Source organism: Bacillus sp. 1A (assembly GCF_052682215.1).
Genome location: NZ_JBQYLZ010000001.1, coordinates 3121018 through 3145301, shown reverse-complemented (window position 1 = coordinate 3145301; position 24284 = coordinate 3121018). Strand labels below are relative to the sequence as shown.

Sequence of the window (24284 nt, the reverse complement as noted above, 5' to 3'; positions counted from 1 at the left end):
ACAAACGGATAGGAAACCCCTACCAAAATCATAATATAACAAAAATTCATTCACTTTTACATTTCAAAAATAAGGAAATACTAATAACAATGTTACATACATATTAGGAGGACAATATGAAACCTGAATTTTTAAAAGCTGTACATGATGCAATCGGAAATGTCGAACACATTCATATAGAAGAAAGTGGTGCCGACAGCTTACTTATCCATCATGATGATGCACAGCAGTTAAAACAAGTCGCTGAAACGTTAGAAAATAACAATTTCCGCTCTGCCCTAAGAACAACTGGAGATGCTTCGTATATTGAAGTATTGAACAGATAATGAAAGTCCGGACGTATTCCGGGCTTTCTTTTTTATATTGAAACTTCAAACTCTTTCACATACACCGCTGTTCCAGCAATATCTATTTGTAACTTCTCATTTTCTACATCTTTCGTTACATATACCGTTACACGACCATCTTTATTCATTTCCTGTCCTTGTTCAACGATTAACTCCATTTCATGATCAAAATTTTTCTCCAAATACGTCGCATAATACGCTCCCATTACACCTGAAGCTGTTCCTGTCACTGGATCTTCAATCGTTCCAGCATAAGCTGATGAGAAATGACGCCCATGCATTTGTGTCTGCTCATCATAAGTTTCTAAACAAACTGGATGAATAGAAGCGTTAGGTATTTCTTTTAATACAGATGGAAACGCCTTATTGTTAGGTTTCATTCTCTCACATACATCTAGATTTTGAACCGGTACAATTACGGTCCAGTTCCCCGTACTTCCATATACAATCGGCAAACTTACATCTAAATCATTTTCTTCTAAACCGATACTATGAGCTAATTCTTCTTTTGAACCGGTAAATTCTTTAAACTGAGGTGCTGCCTGCCTCATTTTAATAAAGGTTTCTCCATTTTCATTTACATCTATTTGTATCGGTAAAATCCCAGCCTTCGTTTCAATCGTAAGGTTACTTTTCTCTTCTAATAAACCTCTTTCACGCAAGGCAAATATTGTCCCAACTGTCCCATGACCACATAAATCCATTTCAAAACCAGGTGTAAAAAAGCGCATTCTTATATGTGCTACTTCTGAAGAAAGAACGAAAGATGTTTCGTTAAATCCAACTTTTTCAGCAATACCCTGCATCTCCCCTTCCGTTAATCCATCTGCATCTAATACAATACCTGCTGGATTACCCATATTCGGTTTATTCGTAAATGCGTCATAATGAAATACGTTTATAGTCTTCATTTTCTTTTCTCCTAACCTTTTTTAAAAATTTTATAATAAAGCTCTATCTCCGTTTTCAACGAACAATTATTTCTCCAAAATATCCTTTGCATCTTTTCATTCGACGTATGTGTGCTCCCAATATAATAAATAGCACCCATTTCCTTTAACATATGTAAAGATTGAAGATGAATTTGTGAACTAATTCCTTTCCCGCGATAATAAGGCATTACCCCAAAGTAAAATAATCGTCCTTCACTTTCTGTCCCAGACTCCATATGCGGTATGGACATACCAATCGGCTCATCTTCATCATAAAAAACAATACATGACTTTTCCCAGCCTTTACCTAACTCTGTTTGCACTGAATAAAAATGCTCATCGATAGTTAAAATTGAAGTTTGATTCCCTGAATCCAACATACATTGTTCCCAAATATATTTAAATTCTTTTTCCGATAACGTTCCTTCTGCTATTGATCGATATGTATATTGTCTTTCAATCTCTTCTATATTGTTCAATTCTCTACATACTTCTATCTTTGCCGCATGCAAAGAAAAACCTGCATCAAGTACCACTTTTGCACTTGAGTTATAACTACTAAACCTCTTGTTTAATACAATACTCGCTCTTTTTAACTCCCAGTTAAAACAAACATCTTCAAATCTACTTATCTTTTCTTTATATGTTTGTACGTTATACAAAACGTCTTCTTCTATTTCTTCAATCGTTACTGCATTTGGTAAGCCATTTAATACTTTTTTTGAAGGACCAAATAAGTTTTTGATGACTGTAAGATCGTACTTCACCACTGCACCTCCAATCTACAATTTCTATCCGTAATAACCACCCTCATCTATCCATCTCCTTATTTTTAAAATAAATAAGAAAATCCATCCACCTATCATTCTCTAAAGAAAACGCCTCTCTCTTGCATTCAAAAGAAAATCCTGCTCTTTCAGCAAGACGAACGGATGGCTCATTATCAACATGTATATGTAACTCGATTCTATGAAAATGAAGACTATTAAAAAATAATGATAACGCAGCTTTCACACTTTCAACACCATATCCATTTTTCCAGTATTGATTATGTATGGAATACCCCATCATCGCCCATTGATAGTCCATACGTAAAATTTTTATTAGCTCTAACTTTCCAATGTTAGCCCCGTCTTCTTTACGAAAAATACCTAAAACATACATCTCATCTCGATGTGCTGCTTCATCAAAACCTCTTATCCATTCCGTGAACCATTCTTTCGTTGAAGACGACATGTCATGATAGCCATCATCGTATTTATACTGAGCTGGTAACCGCATTTGGAATCCATCTAGCCAACTTTTATAATCTTCTTTTTGAAACGGACGGATACTAAGTCTCTCTGTCTCTACTTGTAATAGTGGCAGCTTCATTTATATCTCTTCCTTTAATTAATGATCGAATATTCTTTATTATCTTACAAGAAATACAAAATCTAGTAAATTATTATGTTCTTTACAAACAAAAATCCAGTCATGCTCACTGCATAACTGGATTCATCATCTAATTACTTTTTATTTTACAAGTACACCTTCTCTTAATTCCCTCTTCAACACTTTCCCTAAAGCATTTTTCGGTAATTTGTCCATAAATACAACTTCCGGTATTTTATAACTTGCTAGTTTCTCTTTACAGTGCTGCATAATTTCTTCTTCTGTTAAAGACGTTTGCATGTCTTTTACAATGTACGCTGTCGGAATCTCTCCCCAAAAGTCATCCGGAACTCCAACTACTGCAACTTCTAAAACACCGTGTATTTCATGAATAACATCTTCTACTTGATCTGGATATACGTTGTCACCACCGCGTATGATAACGTCTTTATATCTTCCCATAATATGCAAGAATCCATCGTCATCTATCATGCCAGCATCGCCCATGTTAAACCAATTATCCTTTACTACCTTCTTTGTCGCCTTTTCATTATTCCAATATCCTTTAAACATGTATGGACTTCTTACATGAATCTCCCCAACTTCATTAGTTGTTAGTTCATGTCCTGTTTCTGGATGAACAATTTTCACCTCTACATTTTTCAAGGTTTTCCCTACAGAAGACATCTTTTCTTTTCCCATCATTGGATGCCATGAAGTTACAACCCAACCTTCTGTACTACCATAGCCTTGCACCATATAGATTCCTTTTTCCATATATTTTTGGATAAGCGTTTCTGGCACTTTTGTTCCACCGCTTTGTGCTACTTTAAAGGTTGAAATGTTACGTTCTTTTTTATTTAGTTCATCAAGCATGTAGCTATAAACAGCCGGGAACGCAAGCATCGTAGTAATTTTCTCTTCTTCAATCTTATCCCAAATAAGAGTAGGATTCGAATCAGCTAAGAAAATCATCGTAACACCATGATAAATACAATTTAAAATAGAAAGCACGCCACTCATATGAAACAATGGATGCACGGATAAAAAGCGTTCACCTGCTGGAAATTCTCTTTGGCCCGCAATCTCAGAAAAATAATGATGTAAGTTTTTATGTCCAATTACACATGCTTTTGCCTGTCCAGTCGTTCCTGAAGTAAATAAGTAAATCGCATCATCATCTTCATGAACTTCTACGTTCGGTTCTGTCATTGGCTGTTCTTGTAATATTAATTCAAATGAACCAAAGCCTTCTTCTGTCGTTTTAATTACATAAGGAATTTCTTTAACAGCATCAATCTTTAATAAAATTTCTTTAAATTCTTCATCAATAACTAACACTTTTAATTTTGCTTCTTTTACAATCGTTTCTAATTCAAAAGCAGTAAGCTGATGATTGAGCGGAATACATACAGCTCCAATTTTTAAACTTGCCATCATAACGCTTGGAAACGGATGATTATTTTTGCATAGTATTCCGATACGATCCCCTCTTTGTACACCGTTATGTAGCAAATAATGTGCAAGCTGATTTACTCGTTCATTATACTGCTGAAACGAATACCTTTTCTCTCCCCCTACAAGCGCTTCCAAATTTGGTGATTGCATTGCTCTTTTTTGTAATAATTTTTGCATCGTTCTCAAGTAAAACTCCCCTTTATATATGTTAGGTTTTTATTTTACCAGATTAACTATTAATTTACTAAAGATTACACTTAGTGAATATAAATTCAATAAAAATAGCCATCTACTTAACAAGTAAATGGCTAGTTCCTCTTATATATTAGAATACTCCTTATTCATCACATAGCTCACATACTCCGGTGCACTTTTATTAATCTCTTCATCACTTAGTTTATATTCGGCACCATATAAATAAAATGAAGGTATAAATTTCATGTCTGTATATAAGCACGTAGCTTGAAATGGTTTCGTTAACTCATCCATAGTAATTCCACTATTTGTATAATCCTTTTCTAAACCACCTATAGAAATTGCCACACCAAACTCTTTCCCCTTCACTTTATCTCCTTTTGATCCGTACGCAAATCCATATGTTAATACATCGTCAAACCATTTTTTTAATAATGGTGGTGAACTGTACCAATAAAGCGGAAATTGAAATATATATCTGTCATGTTCTACTAATAGCTTTTGCTCTTCCTCAATATTAAACTCCCAATTCGGTGCCGCTTTATATAATTCATGCACCGTTATTTCATCCGAATGTTCCTCAAGTTCTTCGATCCATCTTTTATTAATTTTTGATTTTTCAATATGAGGGTGTGCTACAATTACAAGTGTTCTCATTATCTTCCATCCCCTTTTTAAATTATTCAATCCTTTACGTATTAGTATGAGTGAGTCACATATAATTGAAAAGTACGTACTTTAAAGTGCTATAGGAACCTTAAAGTACCTGTGGAGGTGTTATATGAATCAAAATGAAGACTGCCCAATTGCAACGACGCTCGATGTAATCGGCGGAAAATGGAAAGTTCATATTTTATGTGTTTTGATGGATGGAAAAATGCGAACAAATGAAATCCGACGAGAAATCCCAAACATTACGCAAAAAGTTCTAACTCAACAACTTCGGCAACTTGAAGCTGACGGGATTATCCATCGTACTGTATATCAAGAAGTACCACCAAAGGTTGAATACACAATAAGTGAATACGGGAAATCTTTAATGCAAATTATGGATGAACTATGTGAATGGGGAAAAGATCATCAAATGAAAAGATTACTTGACTAAAAGAACATTACCGTCTTTATTAAATCTTCTACATTCATATTAGTAGTTCAATATTTCTACTGAAATTTTATATTAGAGGTACTCCAACAACTCGTAATTTAGAACCCAAAATCTTTCAGAAGTAAAAAACAATAACATTCATCTATAAATACTCTTTATAACAAAAGTATCCTATACTTTTTACCTTATATTTTATTCGGACACTTTTTATTAATTGAACCGCATCCTAGTTGTTAAACATATAGTCAACAATTTGAGATGTGGTTTTATTAGTCGAATAACAGCTCTCATCAACTTTAATAATCATGACTGCAGACAAAATACTTTGCAAAGAGTTCCTGTACAAGGTGATTTTTCACATAGACTTACCAAATAGCATTTTTATAAAAAACTTCTCACATTTAAATTGGACAAGCATATTTTATTATATGGGGACTCCCTACTCATAGAAAACTACCTTTCTATTCTAAGAGCACGCATATTTGTGTGCTCTTAAATTATTTACAATAAAATAAAGAGTTTATTAATTTTCTTAATTCACTACCGGAAAAGTACCCATAATAATATCTTTATATTTATCTATTGTTTTTTGATTTTTATAAAACTATATTATTTTGGAGTTGGTTAATACGTTACAAAAAACTGACCGTGTAATCATTATGGTCCCTCCATTTTCACAAGTGTTTGTTACATTTTACTCATCATCAGGAGAACTTCTTTCATCACAAGTCTTATCTAATACCTCTCCACATCCTGTATCAATGTATGCACTTAATGAAATTGAAAGCGAATTATTTGAAGTCGAGTTAAAATCACTACCATTTCCTTCTAACTACGAATAGTGAAAAAACCTTTACAACTCCCAGAAGGAACTACAGCGATAGGATTTTTAACACCAATAGTACAAGCGCAAGAACAATTAATGATAAACTTTTCAAACGCAGGAATGGAATTAAGGGAGTTATTTTCACACTTACTCTTTCAGATAAATCACGATTTATCTGAAAGAGTAAGTGGTTTAGGGGTTATGTATTCGTCGATGCACGATACAGAAAAGGATCCATTGATAGGAAAAAGATATACAAATCTCACTATTTCTTCTCAAAACAAGAAAAGTTATAAACTGTTAGAATTAAGGAAACAACAGTTTATAACTGATTTTTCTTCTCTAATTTTAATTTATTAACAACGTAAGGTACTAATGTATTCAATGGCGTAATAATAGTCTTAGATGTTTTATACTCAACTTGCTCAGTTGCATCAACCATAGATAATTGAGCAACAGAGATAACTTTCTTTTCATCTTTAATGATTTGATTTAAGAACTTTGTAATTTCTTGGTTGTATTCTTCTTTTAGTCCTTTCATTATCAATTCAAAAACACTATTTATGACAATAACCTCTAAGTCTACAGACTTTTGACGGCTATTAGCATGATGTTTAAGACGTTCTACTGTGCCTTCAACAGTTGCAGGATTTGTAAAAACAATTGTCTGTGGTTGCTGTATATTACATATGTAATCAAAGAAAGGTACATCAATTTTAATAATTGGCACTGATATTGAGAGTTGGTCTTCATGTAAAATTGCAATATAATTTGTACAAGTAATAAGGATAGCATCAACATTACATTGAGCAATCCATTCTATTTGCTCTTTAACTTTAAATTGAGCATCTGATTCTTGAAACTTTTCATTGGATGTAACCTGATACATTAATGCCGGGTCAACAAAATGGATTAATTCAATGTTAAATGAGGTAAGTGCCTTTTCTATATATTCTATATTTGAATAATGGGCATGTAAGCATCCTAACCTTTTTCTCAAATTCATTCCACCTTTATTATATTTTCGCTTATTCTATCAGTATGCGAATCCACGTGTCTACTGAAATTGAGACCTTTCCTTACATTCTATAAAATGCACCTTTAACTGAACAATTTATTTCCACTCAATAGTTCCTTAATTGATTTTTTAATAAATGAGGTAACAAGTAATTTTGCAAAATCTGGGATGCAGAGGATTTAAGTTATATTTTTTGCATATTGAGCATGTTAATTTTTCCACTTAGGAATTAAGCCTGTGTGGACTTACTTTAACTCCAGACCTATTGCTAGTTTGTCAAACGTTTAAAGTAATCAAAATTTATAAAGATAGCGTATAAATTGAAACCAAAACATTCTTCCTTTTATTACAGGTATTAAAAAAATATGGTATAAAAATTCTATTTTATACCATATATTCAAACAACCATTTTAATTATTAAGGGACTTTACTTCAGATCTTCACTTGTGTAAAAACCTTAAAAATTCTCTCCATAGAATTGCTTTCCTATCCTCTTCTTAATTTTGACGTCTAGAAGTCAGCATTCAAACTAAACATGCTAATATTGATTTTGTGCGACTGTCAGTTACTTCATAATAGATTTCTAACCCTTTCCGAGTACCTGTAACGACTTTCGTAGCTTTTAGTTTAGATAAATGTTGACTAATTGTACTTTGAGGCATTTGTAACGTTTCATACATTGTCGTTACGTTAATTGGGCCTTTTGCAAGCATTATTTTTACTAATGATAAACGGACAGGATGTGCCAATACTTTCAATACTTCAGTGATTTCTTCATACATTTCTTTCATATTTTTTCTCCCCTTTTATATAAATATTATTGATATCCATATATATAATTCGAAAGGATATAAGATTTTGTGTCCGTCATTTTAAAAAAAATAAAAAAATTTTTCCGAAATTCAAGGAGTGTCTTAACATAACGTCTCACTATCAGTAATGATTAGGAATTTTGTTATGGAAGCGAAGGCTTTATATTACATATTACTTACTAAAACCACTGAAAAAAGAGAGCAGGTAAACTGCCCTCTTATGATGCCTCCTTATGTTCCGTGGAATGTTTAACACTCCCCATTCTCTTTAATTTATTCCACCCTACCGCTACTCCTCGAATTGATGAGAATATAGATTTAATGACAACATAAGTCATAAATTGACGATAAATAAAGCGTTGTAAAATTAACCATGCTAGTGGTTTCGGATTCTCTTCTTCTAATTTAAATGCAAATAAAGATGCGAATAGATCCATTAAAAAGAATACAAAATAAAACCCTAAAACTTTTAGTGGATTGCTACTAAATAGCCCCATAATCATTAATATATCTGCTAAAGGAGCAATGAATTGCAAAACATATTGGAATAACCACATGTTAGGCAATGCAATAAACCCTAATGTTTTATGCTGTGAATGAAACAATGCTTTTCGGTGTTTCCAAAGACATTGGAGTGTACCATATGACCAACGATATCGTTGTTTAATGAGACTTTTCACATCTTCAGGTGACTCCGTATAAGCATACGCGCTTTCTTCATATACAATTCTATACCCTTGACGTAAAAATGTAATAGTAAGATCCGTATCTTCTGCTAACGTATCCTCACTTAAATATCCAGATTCAACTACATTCTTTTTACGCCATGCCCCAATAGCTCCTGGAACTACTGTAATACAATTTAACTCATCAAAAGCTCTACGTTCTAAATTAAACCCGGTAATATACTCAATATGTTGCCAAGTAGTTAACAAGTTACGTCTATTACCTACTTTGACATTGCCTGAAACTGCTGCAACATTATGATCTTCAAAGTGTCTAACCATTAAAGAAATAGCGTCTTGTGCAATAATTGTATCCGCGTCTAACGTAACAATGATTTCTCCTCGTGAGTGTTGAAACCCTAAATTCATTGCTGATGATTTCCCACCGTTTTCTTTCTGGATTAAACGTACTTTAGGGTGTTTATTAAATGTTTCTTGTATTACTTTTGACGTATCATCTTTCGATCCGTCATCCACAACTATAACTTCAAATTCTTTATAATGACTATCCAAAATTGAGCGAATCGTCTTAGCTATAACCTTTTCTTCGTTATATGCCGCTATGACAACACTAACAAAAGGTTGATAGGACGAATGCGTGCAACGAGATAGCGTTTTTCTTTTCTGCTTCCATGCAAAATAAATTAAGAATAAGAATCGGAAAATACCTAATCCAATAGCAATATAAAAAATAATTGTTAATATATGTTTAAAGTATCCCGCTCCTGAAAAGACAGCTTTATTGTAAAGTAAATATTGCTCACCCTCAGAAGAAACAGGAGGCATAATTTCATCTCGTTCTTTACTCATTAAATCTGAAATTGTTACAAAACTATATCCATTTTTTTTAAGTTCTTTAATAATAATCGGAAGCGCTTCTACCGTATGGGTACGATTCCCTCCCGCATCATGGAGAAGAATAATATTTCCCTCTCCCTTATAAATAGGAGTAAGAGCACGCTTTACTAATTCATTCGTTGATGGTGTTGCCCAGTCTTCAGGATCAACTTTTTCCGCCACCATTGTATAGTTCATATTTTGCGCACGCAAAATAGGCAATATTTCATTTGAGGAATCCGGATTAGCATCGGCTTCATATGGTGGTCTAAATAAAACCGTAGAATGTCCAGTTACTTCCTGAATTAAACGTTGCGTCGTATTAAGTTCTACTTTTGTTCGTAGTAAAGACGTATCAGCGACGTTAGGATGCTTGAAAGTATGATTACCAATTTCATGCCCTTCATCGTATATTCTTTTCACAATACTAGTATTTAGTTGCGCGTTTTCACCAAGTACAAAAAAAGCAGCTTTTATTTTATTCTCTTTTAGTATGTCTAAAATCTCTGGCGTATATTTCGGGTCTGGCCCATCATCAAATGTTAATACTACTTGTTTCCCATTCGGTTTTCCATATCGTTGCACTTCGTATGTAGATGGTAATGATCTATATACTTCATCTGTAAGATAACCATCTTTTCCTATTTTAAAATCTCTCAACCCATTTTGTCTTTCATTCTCAATCTGTAAAATTTCACCTTGTCCAGCATAATTCACTTTATCTAAACTAGTAATTTTATGTAATGCATCAGGATTTTTTTGTACCCCAATCGGATTTTTTAAAACTTTCCATATTGTAGGGTCTTCTGCTCCTAATCTCCATAATGCAAACCCTTTAGCATTGTTGTCCATTGCGATTTTCACTTGATTATAGAGAGTAACACTATCTAAGAACCAAGCAGTATGATCTTTCTCTCCTGTTTTATATCTAAAATAAGGATTTCCACTCATGTTATCCCATTGAATTTTCATATTGGAATCATGAGCCATTGCCATAACTTCTGAAAAAGTTAAAGACTTCGCAGGTTTTTTACTATTTACTTCCCAATCATATCCATAGTTACCGAAAGCAACTATAAGTTTATTAGACGGAATATTCAGTTCTTTTAATGTACGTTGGAACCATTTATTTGAAGCAATTGGTCCTGGTTCTCCCGCTCCATAGTGCTCATCGTACATCATTACAATCATTCGATCTATTATTTTCGCTAACGCACTATAATCAAAAGCCTTATCATTAGCTGGAACATCTTGTGTAACGAGCAAATCATGTTTATGAAAGACCGTAGTAAGTTCTTTCATAAAATTTGTTAAGTTTTCCCTATCACTTTCAGGTACTGCCTCAAAGTCAATATTAATACCCGCAAATCGATTCTTTTCAACTTGCTTTACTAAATCATTTATAAACTTTGTCTTTACATCATTTGGGGAATTCAGTAACTTATGAATTAGCCCACTATCAGGACCAGAAGCTTCCTCAGTATAGTTAGTAAGTAAAGGCATAATTTTCACTTGATTTTTTTCTGCTAACTTTACTATCTCAGGTTTTATCTCACTTCTAATCGTTAAATCTTCTTTTAAATGATACCACTCTGGTACTAGCGTGGTTAATGAATCGATATTTTCTTTTAAAGAAGCGGTACTATTTTCATCCCAGTTTACATAAAAACCATACACTTCTTTAGGTTGTTTACTATCGTTCGTCGAATTCACCAAATTTTTGTTATCCTTCATTTCGGTATTTGGTTTAAATTCTTCCTTCTTTAACTGCTGATCACTAAGTTTTTGATTAATTGGTACAAGTTTATTATCTTGTTGTACAGCGGTATTCATATTTGGAATTTCTGGTGTTGAAAAAATACTTTGAAAGAAAAAATAAAATACAATACTTACGCTAACTATTGAGATACATAGAAACCAAATAAAAGCTATGTTTCTCCTTCCTTTCGGATCATAAAAAACAGGTTTTGCTTTATCTTTCTCTTGTTGAATGTTTTTCTCCATTATATTTTTCACATACTCCTTCTTAATAGAACTATAGAATAATAAAGTGCAACTTTAAGCAGCCCAACTCCCAGCCAAATTTTGAGATGGGAGTTTTACTGCCCGCAATAGCGAGATAAGTCCTTTTAGCTTTGAAATGAATCTCTCAATATTCTATTGATTCTTCTTTTCATTCCCTTGCTGGTGACCTCTATTTTCTTGTTGAGACCCCCTACCATTGTTCCCTTGTTGATTTTCATCATTTTCTTTCTGGGATCCTCTACCATTGTCCCCTTGCTGGTTTCCATTATTCCCTTGTTGCGGACCTCTACCGTTGTTCCCTTGCTCGTTTCCATTATTTCCTTGTTGCAGATCTTTACCATTGTCCCCTTGCTGATTTCCATTATTTCTTTGTTGCGGACCTCTACCGTTATTCCCTTGCTGATTTCCATTATTTCCTTGTTGTGGACCTCTACCGTTGTTCCCTTGCTGATTTCCATTATTTCCTTGTTGTGGATCTCTACCGTTGTTCCCTTGCTGATTCCCATTATTTCCTTGTTGGGATCCCCTTCCATTGTTTCCTTGCTGATTTCCATTATTCCCTTGTTGAGATCCTCTACCGTTATTCTCTTGTTGATTTCCTCTATTTTCTTGCTGAGATCCTCTTCCATTGTTTTCTATTATTTGCTTCGATGGCTGTTCCTCTGTTTTCTTTTGTTCTTTATGCTCTGGCTTCTCATATTTTTTTTCTTTTTCAGGAGACAAATCTGGTGATGAATCAGGAGCTAACTTCTGCTGCGATTGCACCTCTTCTTCGTTTTCCACCGGATTAGACGGCGTGGCAGGTGGAGTAAGCGATTTGTTCTTCTCATTCTCTTGCTTTATATAAACCCCTGTCCCAATTCCAGCTTTTCTAGCATTCTCTCGTACTTGCATCGTACTATTTTGATATTCGACTGTAATATGTTTTAGCTCATATTCTTTCTTTAATTCTTTCATTGCCTTTACCAACTGTGGTTCTAGCAACTTATCCTTTGCAACAGCCGTTAGCATAACTTGCTTATCATTCGTTAAATACTTGTCCTCTTGACTTTGCTTAATAATCGTACGTATTACGTCTTGCAATTGTTTGTTTTCCCATTGCTTCAATTCTTTTAAAATACGCCTTCCATCATCATTACAAGCTTGCAAATCTATAACACGAAAATCTTTTGTTACGCTCACCTCTAAACTTGGATTTATATCCACTGAGACGTAAGCAAATACTTTTTCTTCCGGTTGATTGTAGAAAAATAACAGCACACATAGAAAACAAGCAACAAGTAATGATGCCGGCTTTAAGAAATAAGGGATTGAAAAACGCGATGCCCTTTGTTCTTGTTCTTCAAACGAGATTTCCTCTCCAATCATGCAAGAATCCCCTTTTCTATTACACGTAATAAACTCTCCATTTGGCGTTAAAACAACTACGCTATGTTTTTTTATATCCATCACAATTCCTTTATTCAACATGCTTCCCTCCCCTTATATAATCAAGAATGTATGTATAGTTATTTGCGAAGATAATACACATTGCAATGATATATTTTCTATGTCGCTCCAACGTTTTACGACTTACTCTAACACGTGGTTCAATATGTTTAAGCGGTAATTTTTTCTTTCGGAACAGCTCTTCCATCATTTCCTCTTCTTTTATAATAATCTTCACAATTTCTATTAGGTGCTCACGCGTATCACGATGCTTAGGAGATTCTTTAGCAAGCTCTGAAAATGTGATTTTAAACTCAGCTAACACACTTTGAAAATGAAGAATTTCTTCCTTACGATTACTATTTTCTATTTCTTTCATATACTCCGTAAGCGATACTTGCATTTCTAACATTTCCTCTTGCTCATCTTCTTTTAAAAAGACACGGTTATGCTTAGACTCCTTGCGTATATAGTCAATTACATCTCTTTTTATAAGAAGATCAGCAAACGCTAGAAAAGATTTCCCTTTTTTATATGAATATTGTTCAATTGCTTCATTAAACGCAAACAATCCAATACTATATTCATCATCCTGTTCTGTAATATATCTACGGCAGACAGACGAGATTGATTTTCTAATAAACGGCTGATACTGTACGATAAAAGCTTCCTTATCTTCTCCGTTGTTTTGTATGTTACATACGATATCTTCTATTTTTGGTTTTTTTAAGATCTTCATTACTAAACTCAACACTTGTAATCTCCCAGCCTCCTTCACATAGCAAAATGGTCACTAAACAAGTGACCTTTCAACCACATTTTGTTAGTACTTTTCTTTCGGTTTGTCTTCTTGCTGTTGCTCATATTTTTCGAGATTGACTTTTCTCACCGTTTTCTTAATGATTATTCTGTTCTATTTATACAAAAGCTAAGTCTGCATTTTCATTTAATTTCTTATATTGTTTTGCTTGCTCTTTTTCTATTTTATCTGCAATCTTTAAATAACTCTTCTCTATATTGCTGGTAATTTCAGCCTTTTCTTTCGGCTTCCTCATTTAATCTAACAATTTTATAAATACTTCAATGCTGTATCCGATGTGTACTTTTACTTCCATTTGCTTTCTGCACTATACATATTCGAAGGAACAACAAAATTTATGGGGGTCTAAAAATATTTTCTATAAAATAAATATTTGTTTCAAAAATAAAAACCATCAATTTTAAAAAATTAATCAAATTGATGGTTTTCTTTTATTAATTTTTATAACTAACTTGAATCATTTCAATAAGATCGTCAAAATGTTAAAGATAATCCTACTGTCGACGTTCAAAAGCAAGACGTACAGCAAAACCCGTTAAGACACTTGCCATAAGCCAACGTTGCACTCGTAGCCACGTTGGGCGTGTGCCAAACCATGTAGCAATTTTACTTGCTGTAAACACAATTAGAAGGTTGACTATAAAACTAACAGTGATTTTCGTAAGGCCTAAAACTGCACCTTGTATAAGCAACGATCCCTTCTCAGGATCTTCAAATTGAGGTAACAGTGACACATACAAAATAGCAATCTTTGGATTTAGAAGGTTAGTCATAAGTCCCATTAGAAATAATTTCCGTGGTGACTCATTAGAAATAGTACGAGGTTCCATAATAGATGTAGCACCCGGTTTTATCGAATTCCAGGCAAGCCAAAGCAAGTAAGCAGTACCTGCCCACTTGACTGCTTCGTAGACAGCGGGTACTGCAAGGAATACAACTGTCAGTCCGAACATTGTTGCGATTATATAAATTACAAATCCAAACATAATACCCAAGAGAGAAATAAATCCTGCCATACGCCCTTGCATAATGGAACGAGAAATGAGGTAAATCATATTAGACCCCGGTGAACAAACCATGCTAAGTGAAACAATTGCAAAAGCTAACAATTCAAGATTGTTAGCCTCCACATTCCATATTCGTACCTTTTATCACTTTACTTCCTAACAACTGGAATCCACATTTCACCAAATACTAAACCGTCTCTCTGCCCCATCTCAACTGTTGTATTCGGTCCACCAACATAAGCAAAATCTGTTGCTTCTCGTAAAGCTTGACCGAAGGCGATGCCAGTCAGTTTATTACTTAGCTCTTCAGCCGTTTTGTCTTCCCCTTTCACTACTAAGTATTCTCCCTTCGGAAACTGGATCACTCTAGATTCTTCTTCTATTTTTGCTTCTGTCATGACACCAGCATAATACATCATCTTGTTATTCACCGCTTCGCTCACAGAAAAAATGTATTCGTTTGTAGCTAAAGCTTTTAAAGTATCCAGCCTTCCATCTTCTTTAACAGCTGACCAAAAGTCTTCCTTTTCTTTATTTATTCCAACAAAGTTTGTATATTCGCTCTTAATTTCAGTTCCAATTCCTAACACAATAAAGCTATCTTTTTCTTCAATCGTATAATTTTTCATATTCAAAACCTTCCTTTTTTTTAAATGAATCAAATGATTTATCTTTTCATCTGATGAGTTTATAATATCTTTAAATCATGTCAAAAAATGATACTGTTTAGGAGAATCCAATGAAAAAAGTTGAACGGATTAATACAATTATGCGGTATATCAACAATCGCTCCCACTTTACAATTACTGAAATCATACGAGAATTTAACGTATCACGATCGACAGCTATTAGAGACATTAGAGAAATTGAAGCTATGGGCATGCCACTTGTCGCTGAAGTTGGGAGAACTGGTGGATATTTTGTCATGCATAATTCTATCCTGCCCGTTGTTCGCTTTACTGATAACGAAGTGAAAGCTCTTTTTATTGCTTTTATGGCTACAAGAAATCAACAACTTCCCTATCTAAAAAGTCGGCAATCTTTAGCTGAAAAACTGTTAGGACTTATCTCTGAAACCCAGCAAGATGATATTGTTCTTTTAAATCAACTCTTGCTGTTTGAAGGGACTAACCCTCATAATCCTGATTTACTTGAACTTTCTGACCTCCCCCACCCTTTGTTAGAAAAACTCATTCAAATGCTTCTTTTGGATAGCCATTTATTGATTACCATCAAAGAAGAGAAAGAAATCAAGTCTTATTCCATTTATCTATTACACCTGTATCAAGAAAAAAGCCAATGGATCATTGAAGGGTTTGACTTAAAAGAAGAAAAGAAGAGGATGTTTCCTGTGGATCATCTCATCAATATCGAACCATACACGACGAAAAAAAAGCTAAATAAGAAAAAGATTTTAGAAAAACTAAGTAAGAAGGATGAAGCAATTAATCTTGTACTTGAACTTGGTCCAAAAGCAATTGCCCAGTTCAAAAAATACCACCCTTTCAAAATTTCAATATCTTATACAAATCCTTACCAATCCACAGCCATTTTAAAAACATTTATCAATGTTAACAATTCCGATGAAGTGATGGAAATAATAAATTGGGTGCTTTTCCTAGGGAAGGATATTACAATCAGGGAAATGCCTGAAGAAATATTAAACGATTTACAAGAGCGGTTATGTTTATATTCTCCATAAGCAGTGATCGGTTAAACCTCAAAATATTGAGGTTTATTCGTTACCAGTTGTCCATATTTTTAAATTCCTAGGGAAAACCATGTATTTGCTATCAATGCTGAACGAAGCTTCTAGGAATAATACAACAAAAAAGGTATGAACTAGCTTTTAGTTCACACCTTTTTATATTAGAGTTTACTACACATACATTAAATTGCTTGTTTAAGATTTGAATGTGGATTTGGTCCATACTTATTCTCGCCTTCATCACTTTCAATGATACAAAACACAAGTAGAACCGCTCCTCCAAATGGCACCAAATTTAATAGCTGCCACCATCCTGTTTTTCCACTATCATGTAATCGACGAGCTTCCACTGCCAGAGTAGGAACGATAAAAATTGCTATATATAGCAAAGTAATATTGGCTCTTAAATAGAAGACCGACGGAGAATATGAAGCAAAATATATTAATGACCAAAACGTAGCCTTATTAACTAAAGTAAAAATCCAGTACTCTTTTCTCTTTTCTCGTTGCTCTCCCACTAAATTTCGCATAGTTTTTGAGAGCATATAAATACCATCTCATTTGAACCTCTCCCTTTTCCATCCCCTAAACAATCAGGTTATACATTATAAGTATAAATATAACATACCACAACTATAACCTCTATATTTACATAGAATATTCTGTTTATTTGTAAGTTATTTTAGTTAAGGATTACATACCATATTTCAAGGCACGTGTATTCGATTCATTATTCTCCTATTTACTTTAAAACTACTACAATTAAGCGAAGTATGAATGTAGTATTAAAGCACGGAAAATCTCCCCGTGCTTTTTCAAAAATATATATGATTTCGGATGACTTAATTCACTTACCCTAACTGACGTTTAAATGCTTTGCTAGCGAAAAAGTAAGAGATGATCATGATACCCACGCACCAAGCGAGTGCAGTCCAAATATCGTTGCCAACAGTCCCTTCATATAATAGGGCGCGAATCGCATTCACGATTGAAGTTACAGGCTGATTCTCAGCGAACGCACGAACAATTTTAGGCATCGTTTCAGTAGGTACGAAGGCCGAACTAATAAATGGGAGAAAAATTAGCGGGTACGAGTAAGCTGTCGCCCCTTCCATAGACTTCGCTTTCAGCCCTGGAATGATAGCTAGCCATGTGAGCGCTAACGTAAACATCCCCAGTATTCCCGCTACCGCAAGCCAATCTAGCATATTTGCACTAGAACGAAAGCCCATTAAGAGCGCAACAAGAATAACCACCACGATAGTAAGTACATTAGCAACAAGAGAAGTTAAAACGTGAGCCCACAATATTGATGAGCGCTTAATAGGCATCGTAATGAAACGTGCCATCAGCCCACTCTTTACATCCGTAAATAATCGTACAGAAGTATAAGCTACACCGGATGCGATAGCCATTAACAAAATTCCCGGCAATAAATAATTAACGTAGTTATCCGTTCCTGTCTTTATAGCCCCGCCAAATACGTAAACAAATAATAGCATCATCATAATCGGTGTAATCGCTACTGTAATAATTGTATCCGGACTACGCATAATATTACGCATTAAGCGCCCTAGTAATACCCCTGTTTTGCTTTTCATTTACATCTCCTCCTTTTTACCGATAATCGCAAGGAAAATTTCTTCCAACGTCGGCTGCTTCTCGATATACTCTACTTTTGCTGGCGGGAACATCTCTTTCAGTTCAGTAAGAGTACCTGTCGTAATAATTTTTCCGCCATGCAAAATAGCGATACGGTCCGCCAGTTGTTCTGCTTCCTCCAAGTACTGAGTCGTAAGTAAGATCGTTGTGCCGCTGCCGGCAAGTTCCTTGACTGTATCCCACACTTCGATCCGCGCTTCCGGATCAAGTCCAGTCGTTGGTTCGTCTAGAAAAATAACTGCTGGCGCCCCAATCAAACTCATCGCGATATCAAGTCGGCGCTTCATCCCACCTGAATACTGGTCTGCCCTCTGGTTGGCCGCATCAGTCAGGCTAAATCTTGCAAGTAGATTATCAGCAACTTGTGCGGGATTGGAAACACCACGTAACTTAGCGATCATTATCAAGTTTTCCCTTCCAGTAAGCATGCCGTCTAAAGCTGCGAACTGTCCTGTCAAACTGATGCTTTGACGAACATGATCTGGTTGTCGCTGGACGTCAAAACCGCAAATACTCACTTCACCATCATCTTGTTTCATTAACGTCGAAAGGATATTGACCGTTGTCGTCTTTCCAGCTCCATTTGAGCCTAGCAGCGCGAAAATTTCACCACGCTGCGCCTCAAAATTCACTCCCTTTAAGACTTCTTTATCTTTAAAAGATTTTTTTAACCCTTTTATAGAAATCGCTGCATTGCTCATACTTTTTCCCCCTTATAAAATTAGATTACATACACCCTCTATTTAGTATCACTGATAATCTGTATTACTTAGTACTGGTTTAAAAATATAACTGAATAGCGATGGCGGCAATTCACATTTGTAACCAGCTAATCAGTCGGTATTACTAATTGCATTTATTTTTTTCTCAATTTCTTCATAATACTTTCATTCAAATCTTCACGATACTTGGAGACATACGTTTTAGCGTTTGCCACTAGTTCGTCAGCAAAGGATGCCACGTCCTCCCCAGTAATATCAAGCACTTGTCTGCCTTCCGCTGCACCTGCTTCAAACAAATCGATTAACTCATACTGTATGTGCAACATATCCATTCCATTACCCGCTGAGAAATTCCACATGTAGTTTTGAATTTTCTTAAACACAAACTGATAGTCCTCTGGCAGTGCTCCAACACGTGCCATCATCATTTTGTACTCTTTTTTATCACCAATTAATTTTTTAAACATTTCTAACATCTTATTTTCCTCCTTTTTTATAAAGCAGAACTAGAAACTCTCCAAATATGAGCCGGAACATTTTATATTATGAGGCTAGTTTGACTTCAAGACGTTAATTTTTGAAGATACAAAATCCCATTTTTTCCAAAACAATTCAAGCTCCTGACGGCCATCCTCATTTAATGAATAAAACTTACGAGGCGGTCCCATATCTGATGGTTTCTTTTCAATATTCACAAGCTTTTTCTTTTCTAATCGTACGAGGATAGTATAAACCGTCCCTTCTACGACTTCGGTAAACCCAAGATCATTCAGGTGGCGGGTAATCTCATAGCCATACGTTTCACGGCGACTAATGATTTCCAGCACACACCCTTCCAGTGAACCTTTCAGCATTTCAGTTAAATTTTCCATGTCCTGATCCTCCTTTACCCCCTATTCTGTCTGACTTATATTCAGTATCACAGAGTACTAAGGCGAATTTTTACTGAATAGCTTTTGAGTAAAATCACGCTATTCAGTATTACTTATTACAACTACATTGTATGACTGAGTAGAGAGAATGTCAACTTTATTTTCAAAAAAATTTAAAATCCGCTATATCCCAATCGGATACAGGCTACTTTTTTATAATGAATTATTCATATAACTAGTCAGCTAAAGAAACCTCTATAACAAAAATATGTACATTTTTTGTTGTAGAGGCTGCTACCCCATCGCCATCAAGCTACCAAAACTGAGTTGCCCTCAAACCGAAAAGATGGGAGTATCTCGGTTTTATATATTTGACCTTATTTCCTCATTTATATACGGCTAGTTTTTGTAATAGTTGTTCTTTTATAATCAGCCATTCACTTGCAATAATACTGTATACAACCGCAGCTCTTACATAACCGTTTGGCAATTCCCTCTCATTTCGCAACTGTAGAAATATAAAATTTTGATTTTGAGGATATATTAAAATCTTGGGTTGATGAGCATACATATCACTCCTATTATGAGTAATATGTATGAAACATTTCAAAAAAATAATAAAAAGAGCTGATTCAAAGTGTAGTTTAAATCAGCTCTTCTTTAGTGCTTTTATACCGATACATTTTGTTTCTCACTACGATTTTCTATAAATATAAAACATAAAGATAGGTGCGATCAAAGATTAGCCGTACATGAGACGAGCCTCTAAAATACCATCCACATTAGAAATTTTTACGCTGTATTCTCTTTTATTTATGATAGTTGATTCACAACACTATCTAAAAATTCTTCTACCTTTTCTTTTGATGTATCCGGCGCGTGATAACCAATCGTAAATGTAAGTCTTCCATTATAAGAGCTTGCTCCCATTGAAAAGAATGGTGCATACATAATAGGTGATGTCATATACCCGTCCTCAGCTTGATTTTCACCAAACTGAATCGGTTCATCAGCGATCACTCCCAAATTTGTCAGTAATGGCAACGCCATCCCCATCTGTACAGCCCGTTCGAATTGCTGATTATACATTTCCTTCACTGTAGATAGCTTCATTTCTGCCAGTAGCTCCATTCCTGCTGCTGAAGAAAGACCTGGGTTTTGAGACTTTATTTTATCCATTGATTGTTTAACTCGAACAAGAGTCTGATTAAATGTTTCATCGTCTTCCATTTTAATCACTGGCATTTCCATACCAGATAAGTTGCAAATAGCACCAGTTGTATTATTAGGCAGATATCGACGTAAATCAATTGTCAAACCAATCATTTTTTCTGCGGTGCGAGGTTCTGCATACACAGTGAAATGTGATAAAGCTCGGAAGTATGCAGCCATGATTACATCATTCAAGGTAGCCTGTTGTCCTTTTGCCCATTGGGTTAGACGTAGAGTTTGCTCATGGCTCAACCGTCGTACGGACATTTGGGGGAATTTATTTTTATTAGGTTTAGATGGAAAAGACCATAACGATGCCTGTTGTTCTTGGTTAGGACGATACGCACTTTTTATGTCTGATATTCCAGCATATTTGAATACATGTGATTGATCTCGAAAACTCTCATTTTCCTCACCAAATTCCTTTATAATTTGATTCTTAGATCGTCCCAAGGAAAGTTGAGTATAAATTGTTCCAAGTAAATTAATATATTCCTTGACTCCTGTACCATCTGAACATAGATGAGATAATTTCACAACTAACATATCTATTGTAGTGCCTCGTAATAATTTTGTTTGAACCATAGGCCCATGAATACGATCACCAGGTTTCTTAATAAAATCCATTGCCATTATTTCAAGTTCTTGATTATTTCCTTCTGCAAAAAAGAAAATGGGTGATTTAGTGCCAGATGAATGTTCCTCCCAGTAAGGAATATCATTTTCTACAAACCGGCTGTTCAAAACTGGCTGCAATTGCAACGTTATCCTTACTGATTCTTCAAGTATTTCCTTTGATATACCTATAGGAAAATAAAGAACTGCATTAATTTGTTGATCTGCAGAATAAAGACCTAATACATAATTCATTCGATCTTGAGGTGTTACCAAATACTTTCTTTGTTTCATAATTCCGTCCCCCTTTAGGAATTTTTTATATACACCTATTCTCCATATGCTTGTAACTTTTTTATTCATTTTTCTTCAAGAGCTAACAATGCTTACTTTTTTAATTTTTTAACAAACGCATCCTTTCCGTATTAGTTCCACTCTTTTTGCAGGTGATATACCCATCATTTTATTGTCATTAACATTTCCTACACATCCAATAAAACCAAACGTAAATAAATTAAGTTTACGTATACATAAACATTTTATAATATCGTTTACTAATTATCAACAAGGTAAATAAATCATTTTTATGTCTGTCAAGAAAAAACAATAATATAATACGTTCAGAGATTACTTTATAATACAAGGTTGGTGGGTATGCGTCTGTACCCCAACTTTTAGTTACAGTAAAAAAAGCCCTACATGTTGAAAAGTGTAATCAAAATGAGTTGGGCTTTGTTCAATATTTTCAATTCAAATGAAAAAGAGGTGAAATTATATATATTCATGTGGAAATTTCATTTTGTGAATACTTACAAATCTTAAGTTGATGGGCATGTGGTGGGACCCTTTAAAAGCCTTATAAAATCATAAATTTTATAGATATAGCAGCTTCCTTTTATTAATAAGATAAATCATTTGTATGTACGTTTACTCACGCACATACAAATGATTTATACAGCCATAATTAAATAAAAACATTTTTTCGTTACGATAACATCATATCCATATCTTCTGCTGCAGTTGTAATTAGTTTTAAACCGAATGTTTCTTGTAATACATCAAGCACACCAGGTGAAATAAATTCAGGCGCCTTTGGACCGATGCGAATATCTTGAATTCCAAGACTAAATAGCCCAAGTAAAATAGCAACCGCTTTTTGTTCAAACCATGATAGGACAATACTTACTGGCAATTCATTCACTTCACATTGGAAAGCATCAGCTAAAGCAGCTGCTATTTTCACTGTAGAAATGGAATTATTGCATTGCCCTAAGTCGATGTATCGAGGAATCTCCGTACCAGGCACAACACCATAATCTACATCATTAAAGCGGAATTTCCCGCAAGAAGTCGTTAAAATAACCGTTTCTGGCGGAAGTGACGTTGCTAATTCACGATAATATTCTCCGCCTTTCCCTGGTGCATCACAACCTGCGATGACAAAGAAACGCTTAATCTTCCCTTCTTTTACTGCCTCAATAATTTCCGGAGCTAATGATAATACTGTATTATGATGGAAACCTGTTACTAACTGTTCATCTGACTCCATATGTACTTCTGGGAGTTCTAGCGCTTTTTGAATCAATGGTGCAAAATCATCATTTTCAATTTTTTGTACACCCTGTAAACCTGCAATATCATATGAAAAGAATCGATCAGAGTATGATCCTTTAATTGGCATAACACAATTCGTTGTCGCTAATATGGCACCTGTAAATTTTTCGAAAAGACGTCGTTGATCATACCATGCCTTACCGATGTTTCCTTTTAAATGCTTATATTTTTTCAGCTGCGGATAACCGTGTGCTGGTAACATTTCAGAATGTGTATAAATATTAATGTCTTTTCCTTCTGTCTGCTTTAATAGTTCTTCTAATGCAAATAAATTATGGCCCGTAACTACAATTGCCTTACCTTCTACGTGGTTTTGTGTAATTTGAACAGGCTCTGGAACACCAAAGTGATTCGTATGCGCCTCATCTAACAACTCCATTACTCGTAAAGCCGATTTCCCTACTTTCATAGCCATATCAATATGTTCTTGTTCATTAAAGTTAGAATTTGTTAATGTCATATACAGTGCTTCTTGCGTTGTAGCATCTACAAATGCATCAGTATACCCTAGCTGAGCAGCATGCGTACGATAAGCTGCAATTCCTTTTAGCCCAAACACAATCGTATCTTGTAAACTTGCAATTGTTTCATTTTTACCGCAAACACCTATCACTTTACATCCACCTGTTGGTGTTTGTTCACATTGATAACAAAACATTATCATCCCACCCTCTCCCAATCATTCATTACACCTTAAGCATAATACCCATTGAAAAAAAGTGATGTGATATCAATCACAATAATATGTATAAATTTGTGACAATTTATATTGTTTACATAATATTTTTATTGGTACAAAAAAAACCATTACATAATCCTGTTGTTCAAGTTTTCAAATATCTAGACTATTGCTGAATCTCTTAAGAAAACAGAAATAGACATACAAAAACGCTATTCTTTCTTTTTATCATTCAACAGAAAGAATAGCGTTTTTTCATTTTGAAGAACTATCAATTTTTTGATTAAGGAT

22 protein-coding genes and 3 pseudogenes are annotated in these 24284 nt (G+C 34.6%); 4 read left to right on the top strand and 21 right to left on the bottom strand.

Going from position 1 to position 24284, the window contains the following annotated elements; genetic code table 11:
- Positions 1-116: 116 nt before the first annotated feature.
- On the top strand, positions 117-326 hold the full coding sequence (locus ACUN0F_RS15965) for a hypothetical protein (RefSeq protein ID WP_000801648.1): 210 nt from the start codon (positions 117-119) through the stop codon (positions 324-326).
- A 32-nt stretch (positions 327-358) separates the two neighbouring features.
- Here the strand turns inward: ACUN0F_RS15965 and ACUN0F_RS15960 are convergent, their stop codons facing one another.
- The 5 genes from ACUN0F_RS15960 to ACUN0F_RS15940 all read right to left on the bottom strand — a co-directional run bounded on the left by ACUN0F_RS15960 (position 359) and on the right by ACUN0F_RS15940 (position 4963).
- Complete coding sequence (locus tag ACUN0F_RS15960; protein WP_445539678.1) at positions 359-1258, bottom strand: PhzF family phenazine biosynthesis protein; 900 nt, start codon at positions 1256-1258, stop codon at positions 359-361.
- Positions 1259-1269: 11 nt separating this feature from the next.
- Positions 1270-2046 (bottom strand): GNAT family N-acetyltransferase, encoded by a 777-nt coding sequence (locus ACUN0F_RS15955; protein ID WP_327962276.1) that lies wholly within the window; start codon positions 2044-2046, stop codon positions 1270-1272.
- 43 nt (positions 2047-2089) lie between these two features.
- Positions 2090-2653, bottom strand: coding sequence for a GNAT family N-acetyltransferase (locus ACUN0F_RS15950; RefSeq protein ID WP_445539677.1), 564 nt, complete (start codon positions 2651-2653; stop codon positions 2090-2092).
- A 141-nt stretch (positions 2654-2794) separates the two neighbouring features.
- Positions 2795-4297, bottom strand: a complete 1503-nt coding sequence (locus tag ACUN0F_RS15945) for a class I adenylate-forming enzyme family protein (protein WP_445539676.1) — start codon at positions 4295-4297, stop codon at positions 2795-2797.
- Positions 4298-4429: 132 nt separating this feature from the next.
- Complete coding sequence (locus tag ACUN0F_RS15940; protein WP_445539675.1) at positions 4430-4963, bottom strand: NAD(P)H-dependent oxidoreductase; 534 nt, start codon at positions 4961-4963, stop codon at positions 4430-4432.
- Between the two features lie 124 nt (positions 4964-5087).
- On the opposite strand from ACUN0F_RS15940, the gene ACUN0F_RS15935 reads away from it, so the two are divergent.
- Positions 5088-5411, top strand: a complete 324-nt coding sequence (locus tag ACUN0F_RS15935; RefSeq protein ID WP_137053070.1) for a winged helix-turn-helix transcriptional regulator — start codon at positions 5088-5090, stop codon at positions 5409-5411.
- Between the two features lie 901 nt (positions 5412-6312).
- Positions 6313-6546 (top strand): annotated as a pseudogene (locus ACUN0F_RS15930) (FAD-binding monooxygenase); the annotation flags it as partial.
- Positions 6547-6559: 13 nt separating this feature from the next.
- Here the strand turns inward: ACUN0F_RS15930 and ACUN0F_RS15925 are convergent.
- The 8 genes from ACUN0F_RS15925 to ACUN0F_RS15890 form a co-directional block, all read right to left on the bottom strand.
- Positions 6560-7243, bottom strand: a complete 684-nt coding sequence (locus ACUN0F_RS15925; RefSeq protein ID WP_445539674.1) for a hypothetical protein — start codon at positions 7241-7243, stop codon at positions 6560-6562.
- Positions 7244-7779: 536 nt separating this feature from the next.
- Positions 7780-8046, bottom strand: coding sequence for an ArsR/SmtB family transcription factor (locus tag ACUN0F_RS15920; RefSeq protein WP_445539673.1), 267 nt, complete (start codon positions 8044-8046; stop codon positions 7780-7782).
- Between the two features lie 239 nt (positions 8047-8285).
- Complete coding sequence (locus ACUN0F_RS15915; protein WP_445540823.1) at positions 8286-11633, bottom strand: glycosyltransferase; 3348 nt, start codon at positions 11631-11633, stop codon at positions 8286-8288.
- 153 nt (positions 11634-11786) lie between these two features.
- Positions 11787-13124, bottom strand: coding sequence for an anti-sigma factor domain-containing protein (locus ACUN0F_RS15910; protein WP_445539672.1), 1338 nt, complete (start codon positions 13122-13124; stop codon positions 11787-11789).
- The gene (gene sigI, locus ACUN0F_RS15905) at positions 13114-13836 is read right to left on the bottom strand and encodes an RNA polymerase sigma factor SigI (RefSeq protein WP_445539671.1); all 723 of its coding nucleotides are present in this window, start codon (positions 13834-13836) and stop codon (positions 13114-13116) included. Before sigI ends, ACUN0F_RS15910 begins: the two co-directional genes overlap by 11 nt.
- Before the next feature lie 163 nt (positions 13837-13999).
- Entirely contained in the window at positions 14000-14137 is a 138-nt protein-coding gene (locus ACUN0F_RS15900; RefSeq protein ID WP_176520797.1) for a hypothetical protein, read from the bottom strand.
- A gap of 259 nt (positions 14138-14396) precedes the next feature.
- Complete coding sequence (locus tag ACUN0F_RS15895; RefSeq protein WP_445540822.1) at positions 14397-14981, bottom strand: LysE family translocator; 585 nt, start codon at positions 14979-14981, stop codon at positions 14397-14399.
- Between the two features lie 77 nt (positions 14982-15058).
- Positions 15059-15538 (bottom strand): GyrI-like domain-containing protein, encoded by a 480-nt coding sequence (locus ACUN0F_RS15890; RefSeq protein ID WP_215561854.1) that lies wholly within the window; start codon positions 15536-15538, stop codon positions 15059-15061.
- A 110-nt stretch (positions 15539-15648) separates the two neighbouring features.
- Between ACUN0F_RS15890 and ACUN0F_RS15885 the strand changes: the two genes are divergently transcribed.
- A complete protein-coding gene (locus ACUN0F_RS15885; protein WP_445539670.1) occupies positions 15649-16611 on the top strand; it encodes a helix-turn-helix transcriptional regulator in 963 nt (320 codons plus the stop codon).
- Positions 16612-16799: 188 nt separating this feature from the next.
- On the opposite strand, the pseudogene ACUN0F_RS15880 reads toward ACUN0F_RS15885, so the two are convergent.
- The 8 genes and pseudogenes from ACUN0F_RS15880 to hcp all read right to left on the bottom strand — a co-directional run bounded on the left by ACUN0F_RS15880 (position 16800) and on the right by hcp (position 23972).
- A pseudogene (locus ACUN0F_RS15880) lies at positions 16800-17178 on the bottom strand (DUF805 domain-containing protein).
- A 290-nt stretch (positions 17179-17468) separates the two neighbouring features.
- A complete protein-coding gene (locus ACUN0F_RS15875; RefSeq protein WP_000837803.1) occupies positions 17469-18218 on the bottom strand; it encodes an ABC transporter permease in 750 nt (249 codons plus the stop codon).
- Positions 18219-18980 (bottom strand): ABC transporter ATP-binding protein, encoded by a 762-nt coding sequence (locus tag ACUN0F_RS15870; protein WP_264460955.1) that lies wholly within the window; start codon positions 18978-18980, stop codon positions 18219-18221. It lies immediately after the preceding gene.
- Between the two features lie 155 nt (positions 18981-19135).
- Positions 19136-19477 (bottom strand): DUF1048 domain-containing protein, encoded by a 342-nt coding sequence (locus ACUN0F_RS15865; RefSeq protein ID WP_000891990.1) that lies wholly within the window; start codon positions 19475-19477, stop codon positions 19136-19138.
- 75 nt (positions 19478-19552) lie between these two features.
- Positions 19553-19873, bottom strand: coding sequence for a PadR family transcriptional regulator (locus tag ACUN0F_RS15860; RefSeq protein ID WP_000429486.1), 321 nt, complete (start codon positions 19871-19873; stop codon positions 19553-19555).
- A 385-nt stretch (positions 19874-20258) separates the two neighbouring features.
- Positions 20259-20381: pseudogene (locus tag ACUN0F_RS15855) on the bottom strand (GNAT family N-acetyltransferase); the annotation flags it as partial.
- Between the two features lie 305 nt (positions 20382-20686).
- A complete protein-coding gene (locus tag ACUN0F_RS15850; RefSeq protein WP_445539669.1) occupies positions 20687-21994 on the bottom strand; it encodes a condensation domain-containing protein in 1308 nt (435 codons plus the stop codon).
- A gap of 691 nt (positions 21995-22685) precedes the next feature.
- A complete protein-coding gene (gene hcp / locus ACUN0F_RS15845; RefSeq protein ID WP_060487806.1) occupies positions 22686-23972 on the bottom strand; it encodes a hydroxylamine reductase in 1287 nt (428 codons plus the stop codon).
- Positions 23973-24284: the final 312 nt, after the last annotated feature.